Origin of the sequence: Solidesulfovibrio alcoholivorans DSM 5433, assembly GCF_000702665.1 — a bacterium.
GTDB classification, from domain to species: domain Bacteria; phylum Desulfobacterota; class Desulfovibrionia; order Desulfovibrionales; family Desulfovibrionaceae; genus Solidesulfovibrio; species Solidesulfovibrio alcoholivorans.
In genome coordinates, this window is the sequence record NZ_JNJA01000003.1 from 358,017 (window position 1) to 372,328 (window position 14,312).

Consider the following 14,312-nt stretch of genomic DNA (forward strand, 5'->3'; position numbering starts at 1 on the left):
TCGCGCCCGGCCCGGACAGCCCTGTGCGCGGGCCGTCTCCGGCAAGAGGGTCGTTTGCGCTGCCTTCCGGCGACGCCTCCGTAATGGGCCGCGCGCCGGGGCGCGCGGCGGGGTCAAGCAACGTCAGTAACAGGCCGCGGCCAGGGGCAACCGGAAGGCGGCCGGGGGGCCGGCATGTCCGGCCACGCGGCCAAGCAGATACATGCCGCGTGAAAACATCAGCCTGGAAAACCGCTCGCTCAGTTCGAACCGCGTCGAGGTGATGTACGAGCGGGCCAGCCCCAGGGCCACGCGCAGCTCGAAGGTGTCGTCACCGTTTCGGGCGGCGAAGCCACGCGCGAATTCGAAGAACTCCGCGATGATGGCGTTCAGGATGCGCCGTCGGGACGCGTCGAAGACGGGCAGGCGGAAGTTGGACACCATAAAGACCGACGTGTCCTGGGCCAGGTCGCCCGGGGCGGAGCGGTGCAGGTCGATGTAGTGGATCCGGTCCTTGACGCCGTCGTAGAGGATGTTGTTGCTGTTGTAGTCGCCGTGCAACAGCACCGTGAAGGGGGCCGCAAGGCCCGCTTCCACGGCCTCGGCCCCGCGCAGGGCGTCGTTAAGGTTCGGCAGGGCGTAGTCCCCGATGGCGCGCGGCACGCTTTGAAAGCCCGGGTGGACCGTGAGTACCTCGTCGAGCCGGGAGCGCAACTGGGCCATGGTCCCGGCCGGGACGACAGCGCGCTCGAGGGTCTTTTCCCAGATCTCGCCGGCCACGCGGCACTGGGCGGAAAGGGCGCGGCGCAACAGCGTCAGGTCGCCGCCCAGGGCGATGTCCTGGATGGTCTGGCCGGGGAGCAGTTCGATCAGCATGGAACTCGATTTGCGGCCTTCCCGGAAGGCCTCGACGCGCGGGGCGAGCCCCGGCATGAGGCATTCCCAGTGCTCGATGTTGGCCGCTTCCTTGCGCAGCTTGGCCGTGTCCCCGTCCTTGAAGATGACCTCGCGGCCGGACTCGCCGTTTTCATCCCGGTCGGCCACCCGGCCGATGCGGCAGCCCGAGCGGGTGCCCCAGATGGACTCGAAGTCGATCTCGGTCAGGGGCAGTTCGTGGCCACTCTCGGTCAGGATGTCCTTGAGCGCCGTAAACTGGTGGATTTTGAACTTGTCGCCGGTGATGGCGAAGATGGCCGCCTCGCCGACGTTGAGCAGCGCATCGCCCATGCGTTCCAGGTAGCGGAAGATGAAAAGCGTGGTCAGCAGGTCGCCGGTCTGGAAGCCCGAGCGCAGCTCGTCGCGGATGCGGTCGAACTGCTCCTTGTAAAGCCGGTCCAGGTGCAGTTCGCAGCGGCAGATCTTGAGCGCCGCCGACATGTCGCGTTCGAGCACGGCCTTGGGCGTCCATTCGAGGGCCTTTTTGACCTCCGCGAAAAACGGCTTGTACGCGTAGCGCTGGATGCACTCGGGTTCGTCGTAGTGGCGGGTCTGGCGCACCACGTTGACCACATGGTCGCCCACGCGTTCGAGGTTGTTGCCGATGATGTTGAGCGCGCGCACCCGGGCCGTTTCCTGGGCGGTGAGCCGCTCGGCCCCGAGCAGTGTGGCGAAGCAGCCGTTTTCGATGACGCTCTTGAGGTTGTCGATATAGTCGTCGCGGGCCTCGATCTTGGCGATGGCCCGTTCGTCGTGCTTTTCGATGACGGCCATGGCCGCCTCGACCTGCCGTTCGATTTCGACGAGCAGGAACTGGAAGTTTGTTACGATCTCATGCATCGCCCGCATCCCCTGGCGCGATGAGCAGGGGCGCGTCGATCAACTCGCATTCCCGCTCCTTCCAGCGGAAGGTCAGCTTGAGCTTGCGGTCCTCGCCCTTCTGCTTGCCTTCGATGGTGACGGCGATGAGCCCTTTGGGCAGGAGCTCCAGCACCTGTTCGCCCTGGCGCAGGGTCACGGTGCCGTGCGCGAAACCGTCACGCACGGCCTCGAGGTAGGCGGCGATGGCGTCGCGTTCCTGCAGGCCGTCGTATTTGAACAGCTTGTTCGTCACATTGCCTCCTTGGGTTCCGGACGCGGAAGGGGCCGCTTCACGGACGCGAAGGGGTCACTAGCACCCGATTATGAAGATACGGTGAAGGCCGGGACGCAAATTGGACGCGGCGCATGTTTCGTCCGTGCGCACGGCCCGCCGCACAAGCGGCCGCAACACCGAATTGCCATCGTTTGTTGACGCTTCCTCCATACCCGGGGAGGATAACCCGGGAAAACGCCTGCATGTCGCCGACGGAGGATGGACGTATGGGTCAGGAAGAGATCGACCGTTTCCTCGAATACCTGCGGGAAAACAAGGACAGGCTGCTCATGGTCGGCGGCATGCCGCTGCCGGAGCTCATCGAGTACGCCGCAAGCCTCGGCTTCCACTTCACGGCTGAGGAGCTCAAGGCGAGGCAGGCCCTCGTCCACCTCGTCGAAGGCACGTAAGGCGCATCGGTCCGCGGCGCGAAGCGCCCCGGAGCCACGCCCTTCCGACACGGCGGCCGCCCGGGACCGGACGGCCCGGACCAGCCCCTGCGGCGTCGCTGCGCGCGCCGTCGCTCGGACGCCCTTTCCCACGGAGTACGGCATGGATTTCCTTTCCGGCCTCGACGGCCATACCCTTTTTCTCCTACTGGCCTCGCTCGGCATCGCTCTCTCTTTCGAATTCGTCAACGGCTTTCACGATACGGCCAACGCCGTGGCCACGGTCATCTACACCAAGTCCCTGCGCGCCCGCACAGCGGTCGTGCTGTCCGGGGTTTGCAACTTTCTCGGCGTGCATCTGGGCGGCATCGCCGTGGCCTATTCCATCGTGCACCTGCTGCCCGTGGACCTGCTCGTCTCGGTCAACACCAACCTGGGCCTGGCCATGGTCTTTTCGCTGCTCGTCTCGGCCATCCTCTGGAACTTCGGCACCTGGTACCTGGGCCTGCCCGCCTCGAGCTCCCATACGCTCATCGGCGCGATCCTCGGCGTGGGACTGGCCAACGCCGTGCGCGAGGGCCTGCCCGCCGGCTCCGGCATCAACTGGCACAAGGCCTTGGAAGTGGGGCTGTCGCTTCTCATTTCCCCGGTCATGGGCTTTGTCCTTGCCGGCGGGCTGTTGCTGCTGTTGCAGCGCCTGCTCAAAAATGCGGCCCTGCATTCCCCGCCCGTCGGCGACGCGCCGCCGCCCGCGGCCATGCGCGCGGCGCTGATCGTCTCCGGGCTCGGCGTGTCCCTGGCGCACGGCTCCAACGACGGCCAGAAGGGCGTGGGGCTCATCATGCTCATTTTGATCGGCATCCTGCCCGGGGTTTACGCCCTGGACGTGGATACGCCCAAGGCGGACGTGCTGGCCGTGCGGGAGGTGGCGGCCCGGTTCACGGACTATTTCGACGCGCACAGGCTGGAGATCGAAAAGGCCTACGCGAGCGGTGCGCTCATCGAGACCCCGAAGGCCGGCCCGGCTCCCCACTGCGACGTGCGCGGGGCGGTGCCGGCGGCGGAAGCGATCCAGGTGCGCCTGGCCCAGGCCGACACCATCGCCGCGTTGCCCGAACACGAGCGCTTTGCCATCCGCACGGACATCCTGTGCCTGGACGACGCTTCCCGGCAAATGCAGGACATCGCGCCCGAAGCGGACCGGGAAATGATCGGGCGCTGGCGGGAGGTGCTGCGCCGGCCCACGGAATACGCGCCGGACTGGGTGCTCCTGGCCGTCTCCATGGCCCTTGGCGTCGGCACCATGGTCGGCTGGAAGCGCATCGTCGTGACCATCGGCGAAAAGATCGGCAAGACCAAGCTGTCCTATTCCCAGGGGGCCGCGGCACAGGTGGTGGCCATGACCACCATCGGCCTGGCCGACGGCCTGGGGCTGCCGGTCTCCACCACGCACGTGCTTTCCTCGGGCGTGGCCGGCGCCATGGCCGCCGGGAAAAGCGGATTGCAGATGCGCACGCTGCGCTCCATCGCCATGGCCTGGGTCTTCACCCTGCCTGCGGCCATGTTCCTGGGAGCGGGGCTCTTTTTTCTCTTCGCGTTGCTGGCCTGACAGTGCACCGCCCGCGAGCGCGCAGGGGCGGCCTACGATCCCGTCGCGCCTGATGGTTGGGCCGTCCCCCTGTTGCCGAGGGCCTCTTCGACGTGGCGCAGGCTGTCCTTGATGGCGCCGAAGAGCCGGTCGGCGGCATCGCTGTCGCTGTGGCGCAGGCTTTCCTCCAGGTCGCCGGCAAGGCGTCGTGCGGCCTCGGCCCCGATCGCGCCGACGATGTTCTTGAGGGAATGCGCGGCGAGTGCCGCCTCGTCCCAATTCTCGCTGTTGCGGCAAAGTGTGATGTGGCGCAGCTTTCGCGGATACTGGCGCAGGAAATCCGACTCCAGTTCCCGCAGCAGTTCCGTGTCGCCGCCCAGGCGCTGCAACGCGGCCGCCGTATCCAGGTCCGGAGCCCTGGCGTCGTCCCGCGCCGCGGTCGCCGGTTTGGGCTCCTCCGCGTCGGTGATGCCGCCGAGCAGGACGCCCAGGGCCTGGAAGTCGAGCGGTTTGGCCAGGTAATCGGTCATGCCGGCCTCCAGGCAGCGCTGGCGCACGCCGCTTAAGGCATGGGCGGTCATGGCGATGACCGGGCGGGAACGGTTCAGCGGCCCGGCCTCGCCGGCGCGCAGCCGGCGGGTGGCTTCGAAGCCGTCGCATTCGGGCATTTCCAGGTCCATGAGGATAACGTCGAAGGGGTGGCAGGCGAGGAGGTCCAGGGCTTCCTGGCCGTTTTGGGCCACGACGAAGGTGTGCCCGCGACGGCCGAGGTAGGCGGCGGCCACCTTGATGTTGACCGGGTTGTCTTCGGCCAGGAGGATGCGCAGGGGCCTGTCTGCGGGGAGAATGAAGCCGGCTGCCACCGGATGGTCCGCGCCGCGCTCTTCTGGCGGCGTTTCGGGCAGGGGAATGGCGAAGCGGAAGGTGCTGCCGCGTCCCGGAGCGCTTTCCGCCGCGATGTTGCCGCCCATGAGGCGCGCCAGTTCCCGGCAGATGGCCAGTCCAAGGCCCGTGCCGCCGTAGCGCCTGGAAACCGTGGCGTCGGCCTGGGTGAACATGTCGAAAATGCGGCCGAGGCGTTCGGGAAGGATGCCGACGCCGGTGTCGGCCACGGCGCAGGAAAGCAGCGCGGAGTTGCCCATCGTTGCTGTGGCGACGCGCTTGAGCGAGACGGACACGCCGCCGGTTTCCGTGAATTTGACGGCGTTGCCGATGAGGTTGACGAGGATCTGGCGTAGCCGGATCTGGTCGCCGCGCACGAAGCGGGGGACGTCCGGGGCGACCGACAGGCGCAGGGCAAGCCCCTTGCGCGCGGCCTGCGGCCGCATGGCGCGCACGGTTGCGGCCAGGGTGCGGCGCAGGTCGAAGGGCTCGTTTGCCAGTTCCAGCTTGCGCGCCTCGATTTTCGAGATGTCGAGGACGTCGTTTATAAGGTCGAGGAGGATGCCGGCGGATTCCCGGGCGGTTTCCAGGGCGTCGCGCTGGGTCGGGGACAGTTCGCTGCCGAGCGTCAGGTCGGTCATGCCGATGACGGCATTGAGCGGCGTGCGGATGTCGTGGCTCATCTTGGCCAGGAAATCGCTTTTGGCCCGGTTGGCTCTTTCCGCCTCCTCCTTGGCCAGGCGCAGGTCGGCCTCGATGGCCTTGGTTGCGGTAACGTCGCGCGCCACGGCGAAATAGCGCCGTTCGTCCTCCGGCGTGCCCGGATAACGGTGTACGCGTATGGCCACGGACAGCAGCGTGCCGTCCTTGCGCCGGTATTCCTTTTCGAAAATCGGGGAGAACCCGTGGGCGTCGACGGCGTCGCGCAGGATCGCCTCCTCTTTCTCGTGCCACTCGGGCGGCGTGATGTCCCTGTAGGTCATGCCGGCGAGTTCCGTATCGGTGTAGCCGAGCATCTCGCGAAAGGCCGGGTTCGTTTCGACGATGCGGTCCTTGCGGTCGATCACGACAAAACCGTCTCGCATGGAGGTGAGGAGCGATTTGTAGCGCATTTCCGAGGCGGCCAGGGCTTTCTCGGATTGGTTGCGGGTGGTGATGTCCAGGCACACGCCGACGATGCCGGCTGGAGCGCCCGCGGCGCTGTAATACGCCGATTTGAAGATAAGGAACTCATGGGCAAGGCCGTCCTTGAGCCGGAGCGTGGTTTCGAACTGGACGGAGCGTGACGGGGTAGCGAGGATTTCCCTGTCGGTCGCCTCGCAGCGGGCGACCATCTCCGGCGCATCGATCTCGCTGGAGGTCTTTCCCTTGACGGCGGCCAAAGGGCGGATGTCCGTTTCGTAGGTCTTGTTGACGCCGACGAAGCGCCCGTCGAGGTCTTTGTAGAAAAGTGGCGTGGGAATGGCGTCGATGATCTCCTGGGTAAAGCGGATGCGCTCGCGCAGGGTGTCGGCCATGGCATCCAGGGCCGCGCCGAGTTCGGAGAGTTCCCCGTGCCCGCCGCCCATGTCGCAGCGGCGGTCGAGATCGCCCACGGCCATGGCCTTGGCCATGCGGGCGAGCTTGCCGGCAGGCAGCAACAGAAACGTCCGGCCGAACAGGTAGGCCGCGAAAAGGGCCAGGGCCAGGGTTATGGCGAAAATCACCATGTCCTGGAACAGGGAGGCGGCCATGGGGCCTTCCGCCAGGGCCTTGGGTTCCCCCACGCGCAGGTGCAGCGGCGAGGAGCCGCCGAATCGCACGGCGGCCACGGAGAAAAAATACGGCGAGCCGTCCGGTCCCGGGCCTGTCACGGTCGCGTGGGGCGCACTTTCCTGGTCGGCCAGGATTTGGATGGCGTCCGGAAAGGATTGCCCGACCTCTTGCGGATTTTCCGGCCAGTTGGCCAGGACGAGCCCCGTGTCGTCGAACAAATCGGCCTGGCTTTGCCGCGGCAGGCGCGCATTGGCCATGACGCTGACGAGTTCGGACAGCCGCACGGCGACGGTGCAGACGCCGATGACGTCCCCGGAATCCCCCCGTACCGGGCTGGCCAGGGCGACGCCCGGCAATCCGCTGCGTCGTCCCCGGGCGAAGGCCCCGATGCCGAGAGGGCTGCCGCCCGTCGCCGCGCGCACCCAGGGACGGTCGGCGTAGTTGGCTGCGCTGGTGTCGGGCAGCGTCGAGGCCACGACGTTTCCCCGCAGGTCGAGCAGCGTGATGCTCGAGAAATTGGGGAAGACGCTCGTGGCCTTGGCGAGGAGCGCCTGCGCCGCTTCCGGCTGCATCGACCGTATTTCCGGAAGCAGGACCAGGCCGGAGAGCGCTTCTCTGGAGGACTGTAAGAGTTTACCTATATTTGATGCGGCCAATTCCGTCACTATGCGCAGGTTGTTTGCCGCGGTCGTGAGAGTCATGGCGCGTTTTTCCATGGCGGAGACGACGTGGAGAATGATGGCCGGAGTCAATGCCAGAAGGACAAGCAGTGTAATGCGTACCTGCAAACTCTGCAGCCGTGGCCATTTCATGGTTTCTCCGATCTTCTGGACAGAATTGGGCTTTGTCTAAGATCAAATAAAATATAGTGTTGTGGTAGCTATGGCAAGCGCATCTTGCGTGAAAAGGACCTGTTCAAGCAGCGGACAAATAGGATCGGCCCAGTCTGAATCCGCGGCGCTCCAGGAAGCCGGAAAGGGATTCCACGGCGCCGCGGCTGGCCACGTAGGGCAGGACGAAGCAGTCGCTCGGCGGCGGCGTCTCGGCCAGGGGCAGCACCGGCCGGCCGCCGACGACGCAGTGCACCTTGCGCGGGTCGATGTCGAGCCAGGCGGAGATGGCGACGCCGTGGTCGAGCAGGTGCGCGGCGCGGCGGCGCGTGATGCGGCCGGCCCCGGCCACGAGGACGTTCGGGTGGTGGGGGTTGATGCGGGCGAGCAGCCGGGCCAGGTAGCCGGCCTTGACCCGGAAAAAGGCCTCCGTGTCGTAGCGCGCGTCGGTGCGCGAAAGTCGTCCCGGTGGATCGTTCCAGACGAGCAGGGGTTGGGGCACCTTGGTCATGGCCACGCCAGCGTCGAGCCAGCGCAGCCACAGCTCGTAGTCCTCGGGAAAAGGGCCCTGGCGGTAGCCGCCGTGGCGGGCCGGCAGATCGGCCCGGAACATCACCGAGGGATGGGGCAGGGGTGATTCCCGGAAGATGCCGAAGCGTATCGCCTCGGGATCGCGCAGGCTGTTGGCCCAGTCGAGGTGAGCGCGGTAGCCCCGGGCCTTGCCGGGATCGCCGCCAAAGGCGGCCAGGCAGGAAACCAGTCCGATTTCGGGATGGGCGTCGAGGGCGGCGGCCTGGCGCGCCAGACGCTCGGGGCGGCAGACGTCGTCGGCGTCCATCCGGGCGATGTAGCGCCCGCGCGCGGCGGCAAGGCCGGTGTTTAAGGCGGCCACGATGCCGCCGCGGTCCCTGGCGAGGACACGCAGCCGCGCATCCCGGGCGGCGTATGCTTCGAGAACGGCCCGGGTCGCGCCGCTGTCGTCGGAGCCGTCGTCGACAGCCACGATCTCGAAGTCGGACGCGGTCTGGGCGAAAAGGCTTTCCAGGGCGGCGGGGAGCGTGGCGGCGGCGTTTCGGACCGGCATGACCACGGAAATCATGACGGTATTCTAACGGGGGACGCGGGTTGCGGCAAGTCCGCGCCGTTGCGGCAGTGGAACGGTTTGAGCATTGCCACGGCTGGCCGGCTCTGTTACTTGATTGCCATCCCAGAGGGGAGACGCCGTATCACCATGTCTGACCCGCGCATCATCCTTGCTTCGGACAATGCCGCCCTGGCTGCCGCGCTCGTCCGGCAGTGCGGCGGCTCCCCCCTTCCCGGCGCCGTCCGCTCCGGCGACCCCGAAGCCGTGATGGCGCTTCTGACCGGAGCCTCCGGGACCGCCGGCGCGCTGTGCGTGGTGGACATGGACCTGCCGGGCGAGGTGGTGTCACGCCTTGCCGCCGCCGCCGCCGCCGCGAAGGTCCCCTGGCTGGCGGCCGGCAGTCTCTACTCCCCGCAACTGCGCGAACAAGCCGAAGCCCTCGACGCCATCGACTTCGTGGTGGCCGATCCGGAGGAGCCGGAACGCGTGGCGCAGTTCGCCTGCCGGCTGCTCAAGAACCGCCACTGCCGCATCCTGATCGTGGAGGATTCCGCCTTCATGCGCCGGCATCTGCGCGGCCTGCTGCGGCGCTACCAGTTCCGCGTCCACACCGCTGCCGGCGCGGACATGGCCCTGCGCATCCTCGGGCAGCGCCCGGATATCGCCGCCGTCATCATGGACTACGACATGCCGGGCACCAACGGCGTGGAGTTGACGCGGGCCATCCGGCGGGGCTTTCGCAACCGCGAAGTCTGCCTCATCGGCGTCTCGGGCAAGGCGCCCCGGTCCATTTCGGCGGAATTTCTCAAAAACGGCGGCGACGATTACCTGCACAAGCCCTTCGAGCGCGAGGAACTCTATTGCCGCGTGCTGCACGGCGTCGAGGCCGTGGAGCGCATGCTCGAGATCAAGCGCCTGGAAAGGCTGCGCCGCATGTTTCTGTCCATGCTCGCCCACGACCTCAAGAGCCCGGCCGGCGGCATCGTGGGCGCGGCCAACCTGATCCTCGACGGCATCTGCGGCCAGGTCGGCGGCGAGGTGCGCGAGATGGCGGCGGTCATCAGCCAGGCCGGCCGGCGGCTGTGCTCGCTGGCCTCCAACATGCAGGACCTCACGCGCCTGGAGACGGGCCGCCTGGAACCGGCGCTGACCATCGCCTGCCTGGACGGCATCGTCATGGAGCGTGTGCGCCTGGCCGAGGCCACGGCCTCGGGCAAGGGCATCACCATCGGGACCGAGGTGGAGCAGATTCCGCCCCTGCCCTTCGACCCCGACCTGCTCGCCAGACTGCTCGACAATCTGCTGTCCAACGCCGTGAAGTTTTCGCCGCCCCGCTCGCAGGTCCGGGTGGACCTGCGTCTGCTCGGCAACGAAGCCGTGGTGCGGGTGCGGGACCAGGGGCCGGGCATCCTGCCCGAAGAGCGCGTGCGCCTTTTCAAGCCCTTCGAGCGCCTCTCCGCCCGGCCCACCGCCGGGGAGAAAAGCCTGGGCCTGGGGCTTGCCATCGCCGAAGGCATCGCCGTGGCCCACGGCGGGCGCATCTGGGTGGAAAGCGAGCCCGGGCAGGGCGCCGCGTTCTGCTTCGCCCTGCCCGCCAGCCCCGATCAGTCGCTGGTGTGCGCCTGCGCCTGCGAATAGACGTATTCCCGTAGACTTTGCACCCAAGGTCTGGGCGTGCGGCCGATGGCTTCGGCCAGTTTGGCGTTCGACAGCACCGAATAGCGCGGCCGCCAGGCTTTCTGCGGATACGCCGCGGAGGGGATGGGCAGCACCCGGCAGTGGATGCCGGCCGCGATCACGGCTTCGGCGGCCAGCTCGCACCAGTTGGCGCGGCCCGAGCCCACGGCGTGGAAGACGCCGGTCTTTCCGGTCGCGGCGAGGTCCGCCGACCAGCCGGCCAGATCTAGGGTGCAGGTGGGCGAGCCGACCTGATCGGACACCACCTTGAGTTCCTCCCGCGTCCGGGCGAGGTTCAGGATGGTGTCCACGAAGTTCTTCTTTCCCGGTCCGAACAGCCAGGCCGTGCGCAGGATCTGGTACTTGAGCGCCCCGGCCTCCAGGATCGCCTTTTCCCCGGCCAGCTTGCTCGCGCCGTAGACCGAGCGCGGGTCGGTCGGGTCTTCTTCCGTATACGGCTTGTCCGCGTCGCCGCCAAAGACGAAATCCGTGCTGTAATGCACGAACATGACCTTGGCCGCGTCGCAGGCCCGGGCGAGCAGCCCCGGCAGGTCGCGGTTGAGGCGGTAGGCTTCGTCCGCGTCGTCCTCGGCCGCGTCCACGGCGGTGTAGGCCACGGTGTTGAACAGGTGCGTTGCGCCAAAAGCCTCGATGGCGCGCGCCACGGCGGCGGCGTCGAAGGGGTCGAGTTCGCCGCGCGTGGTGGGCGAGACCGCGAACCCCGAGGCGAGGAGGGCGGCGGTCAGTGGGCGGCCGAGCAGCCCGGTCTTGCCGCCAAGGACGATGGCGCGGCCTTTTTCGGCGCTGGCGGCGGTCATGCCCGCGCTCCGTACCAGCTGTCCATGAACTGGCGGTAGGCCCCGGACTTGACGCTCTCGAGCCATGCGCCGTTGTCGCGGTACCACTGCACGGTTTCGGCGATCCCGCGCGCGAAGTCGTAGGACGGGGCGAAGCCCAGTTCGCGGGCGGCCTTGGTGAAGTCCATGGCGTAGCGGCGGTCGTGGCCGGGGCGGTCGGTCACGAAGCGGATGAGGCTTTCGGGCTTGCCGAGGGCGGCCAGAAGCGTGCGCACGACCTCGATGTTGGGTTTTTCCGCGTCACCGCCGAAGTTGTAGACTTCGCCGGCCTTGCCCTTGAGCAGGGCCAGCTCCACGCCGCGGCAGTGGTCCGTGACGAAGATCCAGTCGCGCACGTTCAGGCCGTCGCCGTAGACGGGCAGGGGCTCGTCGGCCGCGGCCCGGGAGAACATGAGGGGGATGAGCTTTTCCGGGAACTGGTAGGGGCCGTAGTTGTTGGAGCAGCGGGTGATGACCGTGTCGTAGCCGTAGGTTTCGTAGGCGGCGCGCACGAGCATGTCGGCCCCGGCCTTGCTGGCCGAGTAGGGGCTGTTGGGGGCCAGCGGCGTGTCCTCGCGAAATTTCCCTTCCGGCCCGAGCGTGCCGTAGACCTCGTCGGTGGAGACGTGGACGAAGCGGCGCACGCCGCCTGAGCGGGCCGCGTCGAGCAGGGTCTGCGTGCCGGCCACGTTGGTGGCGATAAACGGCGCGGCGTCGCTGATGGAGCGGTCCACATGGGTTTCGGCCGCGAAGTTGACCACGGCCTCGATGCCGTGGGCGGCGAACAGGTAATGCGCCAGTTCGGCGTTGCCGATGTCGCCCCGGACAAAGACGTAGCGGCCGGTGTAGGCGGCCTCGACGTCGGCCAGGCTCTGGCGGTTGCCGGCGTAGGTCAGGGCGTCGAGGTTGACGATGGTCAGGTCGTCGTGGCGGGCCAGCATGTCGCGGATGAAGTTGGAGCCGATGAAGCCGCATCCGCCGGTCACGAGCAGTCGCATCAGTATATTTTCCTTTTAGTCTGGGTGGTTACGTTTGCCGTTCGGGCCAACGGACATCTTTTTACCCGTTTGCCTCAAAAAAGTCTTGCCAAAACAGGTCGGTCCACATACATTCTTCGACGGGCGATTAACTCAGCGGTTAGAGTGCCATCTTCACACGGTGGAAGTCCGGGGTTCAAATCCCCGATCGCCCACCACCGACCCCAAAAAAAACGCTCCGCTCAGGCGGGGCGTTTTCATTTGGCGGTTCCTGCTTCCCTCACTGGACACCACGCGCGCGGTACTCCTGGATCTGCCGGTAGTCGTTTACGATTTTCGCCTTGAGCGTCTCGATCTCGCGCACGTAGTGCTGTTTGAGGATGCGGATCTCCTCGCGGCGGCGCGCCGAGGCCGGGTCGTTGGCCACAGTGGCCCGCATCTCCACGTCGTAAGCACCGAGGATGCGTTCGTAGTCGGCAATGGTCTTGCGCGCGGTCTCGATGGAGCGGTTGAGGTCGGCTGGACCCTGCGGCGCAGCCAGGGCAGCGGTGCCGCCGGCAAGGGACAGCAGCACGCCGCAAAGCAGAAAAGCGAGGCAGAGGCGTTTTCGCATGGCGTTCCCCGTGAGCTGGGATGCTCTTGGCCATACCGACAATCCGCCGGCTTGACAAATCCTGCCGCCGGGAGTTTTCTCCCCGGGTTTCTCCCCCTGTGCAAAAAAAGGAATCGCCATGGACATGCAGTGGTTTCTCGACCGCGACGCCTTTGCCGGCCTGCTCGGCATCCGCCTCCTCGAAGCCGGGCCGGGCTACGCCAAGACGGCCATGGATCTGACGGACCAGCTCAAAAATGGCGCCGGCATCGCCCATGGCGGGGCCGTCTTCACCCTGGCCGACCTGGCCTTCGCCGTGGCCGCCAACTCCCACGGCAAGCTGAGCCTGGCCGTGGCCGCCTCCATTTCCTACGTCAAGGCCGGCAAGGGCAAGACGCTTTTCGCCGAGGCCCGCGAGGTGTCGCTCGGCGGCAAGATGGGGACCTACGCCATCACCATCACCAACGACGCCGGCGAAGCCGTGGCCGCGTTCCAGGGCACGGTCTACCGCAAGGATATGCCCTACACCCGGGAGACTGCGTGATCGAAGTCGTGCTCTACGAGCCCGAGATTCCCCAGAACACGGGCAGCGTTGCCCGGCTTTGCGCCGCGACCAAAACGCCCCTGCACCTCGTCAAACCCCTGGGTTTTTCCCTGGAGGACCGCTACCTCAAGCGCGCCGGGCTCGACTACTGGCCCCACGTGAACCTGACGGTGTGGGAGTCCTTCGCCGACTTCAGGGCGGCACGGCAAGGCTCCCGCGTCGTGGCCGCAACCGCCGGCAACCGGGGGCATGCGGCCGCGTCCTACCACCAATTGGAGTACGGCCGCGACGACGCGCTTGTCTTCGGCACGGAGAGCAGGGGACTGCCCGAACACCTGCTGGAGGCGGCCCACGCCCTCGTGCGCATCCCCATATGGGGGCAGGTGCGCAGCCTCAACCTCGCCAACGCCGCCTCCGTCGTGCTCTACGCGGCCCTGCGCCACGTGGGTGAACTGGACGGAAAATAAGAACTTCCGCCTCCCGGTGCCGCTCCGCGTCACTTGCGGCGCGGCGACCAGTTCCTGGCCATGGTCTGGATCGATTCGACCTGGCGCGGGGCGAGCATGGCTTCGATCTGGTCGCGCAGGGAGGTGGCGGCGGTTTTGTCTTCGGCGGGCAGGTCCGGCGCGGCGACGGCCAGGATGGACCAGAAGTAGGCTTTGACGGTGTTTTTGGAGACGCCCTTGCCGTAGAGGTAGAGCGTGGCGAGAAGGTATTGCGCGCCGCCCTTGCCGGCGAGGCCGGCGTCGGTGAGCAGTTTGGCGGCGTCGCCGAAGTTCTGGGGCACGCCCTGGCCGTAGTAGTAGAGCTTGCCCAGGCAGTACTGGCCGTCGGCGTTGCCGAGAGAAGCGGATTTCTTGAACCACTCCGCCGCCTTGGCGAATTCCTGGGGCGTTCCCTGGCCGGTATAGTACATGGCGGCCACCTGGTTTTGCACGGTGGCGTCCCCGGCGGCGGCCACGGGCAGGAATTCCTCCAGGGCCCTGGCGTAATCGCCTTCGCGGTAGGCTTTGACCCCTTCCTCCAGGCCGGCCTGCGCCGCGTGCGGCGCAACGAGAAGGCACGTGGCCGTCAGCACGGCCGCGACAAGATGCACTGCGCGTCCCAA

General features: G+C 67.2%; 13 protein-coding genes and 1 tRNA gene. 6 read left to right on the forward strand and 8 right to left on the reverse strand.

Annotated features, from left to right (window positions below; genetic code table 11):
* Window positions 1-123: 123 nt before the first annotated feature.
* Both Q368_RS0107670 and Q368_RS0107675 read right to left on the reverse strand, forming a co-directional pair.
* Window positions 124-1,755, reverse strand: coding sequence for a PhoU domain-containing protein (locus tag Q368_RS0107670; RefSeq protein WP_029458568.1), 1,632 nt, complete (start codon window positions 1,753-1,755; stop codon window positions 124-126).
* A complete protein-coding gene (locus Q368_RS0107675) occupies window positions 1,748-2,029 on the reverse strand; it encodes an amphi-Trp domain-containing protein (RefSeq protein ID WP_029458566.1) in 282 nt (93 codons plus the stop codon). Before Q368_RS0107675 ends, Q368_RS0107670 begins: the two co-directional genes overlap by 8 nt.
* A 248-nt stretch (window positions 2,030-2,277) precedes the next feature.
* Here Q368_RS0107675 and Q368_RS0107680 point away from each other — a divergent pair, with 248 nt between their 5' ends.
* Window positions 2,278-2,460 carry a Nif11-like leader peptide family natural product precursor gene (locus Q368_RS0107680; protein ID WP_029458565.1) on the forward strand — a complete coding sequence of 61 codons (183 nt, stop codon included), beginning with the start codon at window positions 2,278-2,280 and terminating at the stop codon, window positions 2,458-2,460.
* 142 nt (window positions 2,461-2,602) lie between these two features.
* Window positions 2,603-4,048, forward strand: a complete 1,446-nt coding sequence (locus tag Q368_RS0107685) for an inorganic phosphate transporter (protein WP_029458564.1) — start codon at window positions 2,603-2,605, stop codon at window positions 4,046-4,048.
* A gap of 32 nt (window positions 4,049-4,080) precedes the next feature.
* Here Q368_RS0107685 and Q368_RS23820 read toward each other — a convergent pair whose 3' ends face one another.
* On the reverse strand, window positions 4,081-7,476 hold the full coding sequence (locus Q368_RS23820) for a PAS domain S-box protein (protein ID WP_084158713.1): 3,396 nt from the start codon (window positions 7,474-7,476) through the stop codon (window positions 4,081-4,083).
* Between the two features lie 103 nt (window positions 7,477-7,579).
* Window positions 7,580-8,593 (reverse strand): glycosyltransferase family 2 protein, encoded by a 1,014-nt coding sequence (locus Q368_RS0107695; RefSeq protein ID WP_029458562.1) that lies wholly within the window; start codon window positions 8,591-8,593, stop codon window positions 7,580-7,582.
* 132 nt (window positions 8,594-8,725) lie between these two features.
* Here Q368_RS0107695 and Q368_RS0107700 point away from each other — a divergent pair, with 132 nt between their 5' ends.
* Complete coding sequence (locus Q368_RS0107700; protein ID WP_029458561.1) at window positions 8,726-10,216, forward strand: hybrid sensor histidine kinase/response regulator; 1,491 nt, start codon at window positions 8,726-8,728, stop codon at window positions 10,214-10,216.
* Here Q368_RS0107700 and rfbD read toward each other — a convergent pair.
* Together rfbD and rfbB are read right to left on the reverse strand one after the other, a co-directional pair.
* Window positions 10,183-11,073, reverse strand: coding sequence for a dTDP-4-dehydrorhamnose reductase (gene rfbD, locus Q368_RS0107705; protein ID WP_029458559.1), 891 nt, complete (start codon window positions 11,071-11,073; stop codon window positions 10,183-10,185). The genes Q368_RS0107700 and rfbD overlap by 34 nt on opposite strands.
* Entirely contained in the window at window positions 11,070-12,089 is a 1,020-nt protein-coding gene (gene rfbB / locus Q368_RS0107710) for a dTDP-glucose 4,6-dehydratase (RefSeq protein ID WP_029458557.1), read from the reverse strand. Before rfbB ends, rfbD begins: the two co-directional genes overlap by 4 nt.
* Window positions 12,090-12,210: 121 nt before the next feature.
* Between rfbB and Q368_RS0107715 the strand changes: the two genes are divergently transcribed.
* Window positions 12,211-12,286: transfer RNA gene (locus Q368_RS0107715), tRNA-Val, on the forward strand.
* 62 nt (window positions 12,287-12,348) lie between these two features.
* Here Q368_RS0107715 and Q368_RS0107720 read toward each other — a convergent pair.
* Window positions 12,349-12,681: a hypothetical protein gene (locus tag Q368_RS0107720; protein ID WP_029458555.1), complete on the reverse strand. Its 333-nt coding sequence runs from the start codon at window positions 12,679-12,681 to the stop codon at window positions 12,349-12,351.
* Between the two features lie 118 nt (window positions 12,682-12,799).
* Between Q368_RS0107720 and Q368_RS0107725 the strand changes: the two genes are divergently transcribed.
* Both Q368_RS0107725 and Q368_RS0107730 read left to right on the forward strand, forming a co-directional pair.
* The gene (locus Q368_RS0107725; protein ID WP_029458553.1) at window positions 12,800-13,204 is read left to right on the forward strand and encodes a PaaI family thioesterase; all 405 of its coding nucleotides are present in this window, start codon (window positions 12,800-12,802) and stop codon (window positions 13,202-13,204) included.
* Window positions 13,201-13,671 (forward strand): tRNA (cytidine(34)-2'-O)-methyltransferase, encoded by a 471-nt coding sequence (locus tag Q368_RS0107730; protein ID WP_029458552.1) that lies wholly within the window; start codon window positions 13,201-13,203, stop codon window positions 13,669-13,671. The genes Q368_RS0107725 and Q368_RS0107730 overlap by 4 nt, the downstream gene beginning before the upstream one ends.
* A 29-nt stretch (window positions 13,672-13,700) precedes the next feature.
* Here Q368_RS0107730 and Q368_RS0107735 read toward each other — a convergent pair whose 3' ends face one another.
* A complete protein-coding gene (locus Q368_RS0107735; protein ID WP_052360072.1) occupies window positions 13,701-14,312 on the reverse strand; it encodes a tetratricopeptide repeat protein in 612 nt (203 codons plus the stop codon).

Coding starts and splice junctions, on each gene's coding strand:
- Q368_RS23820 (WP_084158713.1), bottom strand. CDS start 7,476: ATGAAATGGCCACGGCTGCAGAGTTTGCAGGTACGCATTACACTGCTT.
- Q368_RS0107695 (WP_029458562.1), bottom strand. CDS start 8,593: ATGATTTCCGTGGTCATGCCGGTCCGAAACGCCGCCGCCACGCTCCCC.
- Q368_RS0107685 (WP_029458564.1), top strand. CDS start 2,603: ATGGATTTCCTTTCCGGCCTCGACGGCCATACCCTTTTTCTCCTACTG.
- Q368_RS0107670 (WP_029458568.1), bottom strand. CDS start 1,755: ATGCATGAGATCGTAACAAACTTCCAGTTCCTGCTCGTCGAAATCGAA.
- Q368_RS0107680 (WP_029458565.1), top strand. CDS start 2,278: ATGGGTCAGGAAGAGATCGACCGTTTCCTCGAATACCTGCGGGAAAAC.
- rfbD (WP_029458559.1), bottom strand. CDS start 11,073: ATGACCGCCGCCAGCGCCGAAAAAGGCCGCGCCATCGTCCTTGGCGGC.
- Q368_RS0107725 (WP_029458553.1), top strand. CDS start 12,800: ATGGACATGCAGTGGTTTCTCGACCGCGACGCCTTTGCCGGCCTGCTC.
- Q368_RS0107720 (WP_029458555.1), bottom strand. CDS start 12,681: ATGCGAAAACGCCTCTGCCTCGCTTTTCTGCTTTGCGGCGTGCTGCTG.
- rfbB (WP_029458557.1), bottom strand. CDS start 12,089: ATGCGACTGCTCGTGACCGGCGGATGCGGCTTCATCGGCTCCAACTTC.
- Q368_RS0107700 (WP_029458561.1), top strand. CDS start 8,726: ATGTCTGACCCGCGCATCATCCTTGCTTCGGACAATGCCGCCCTGGCT.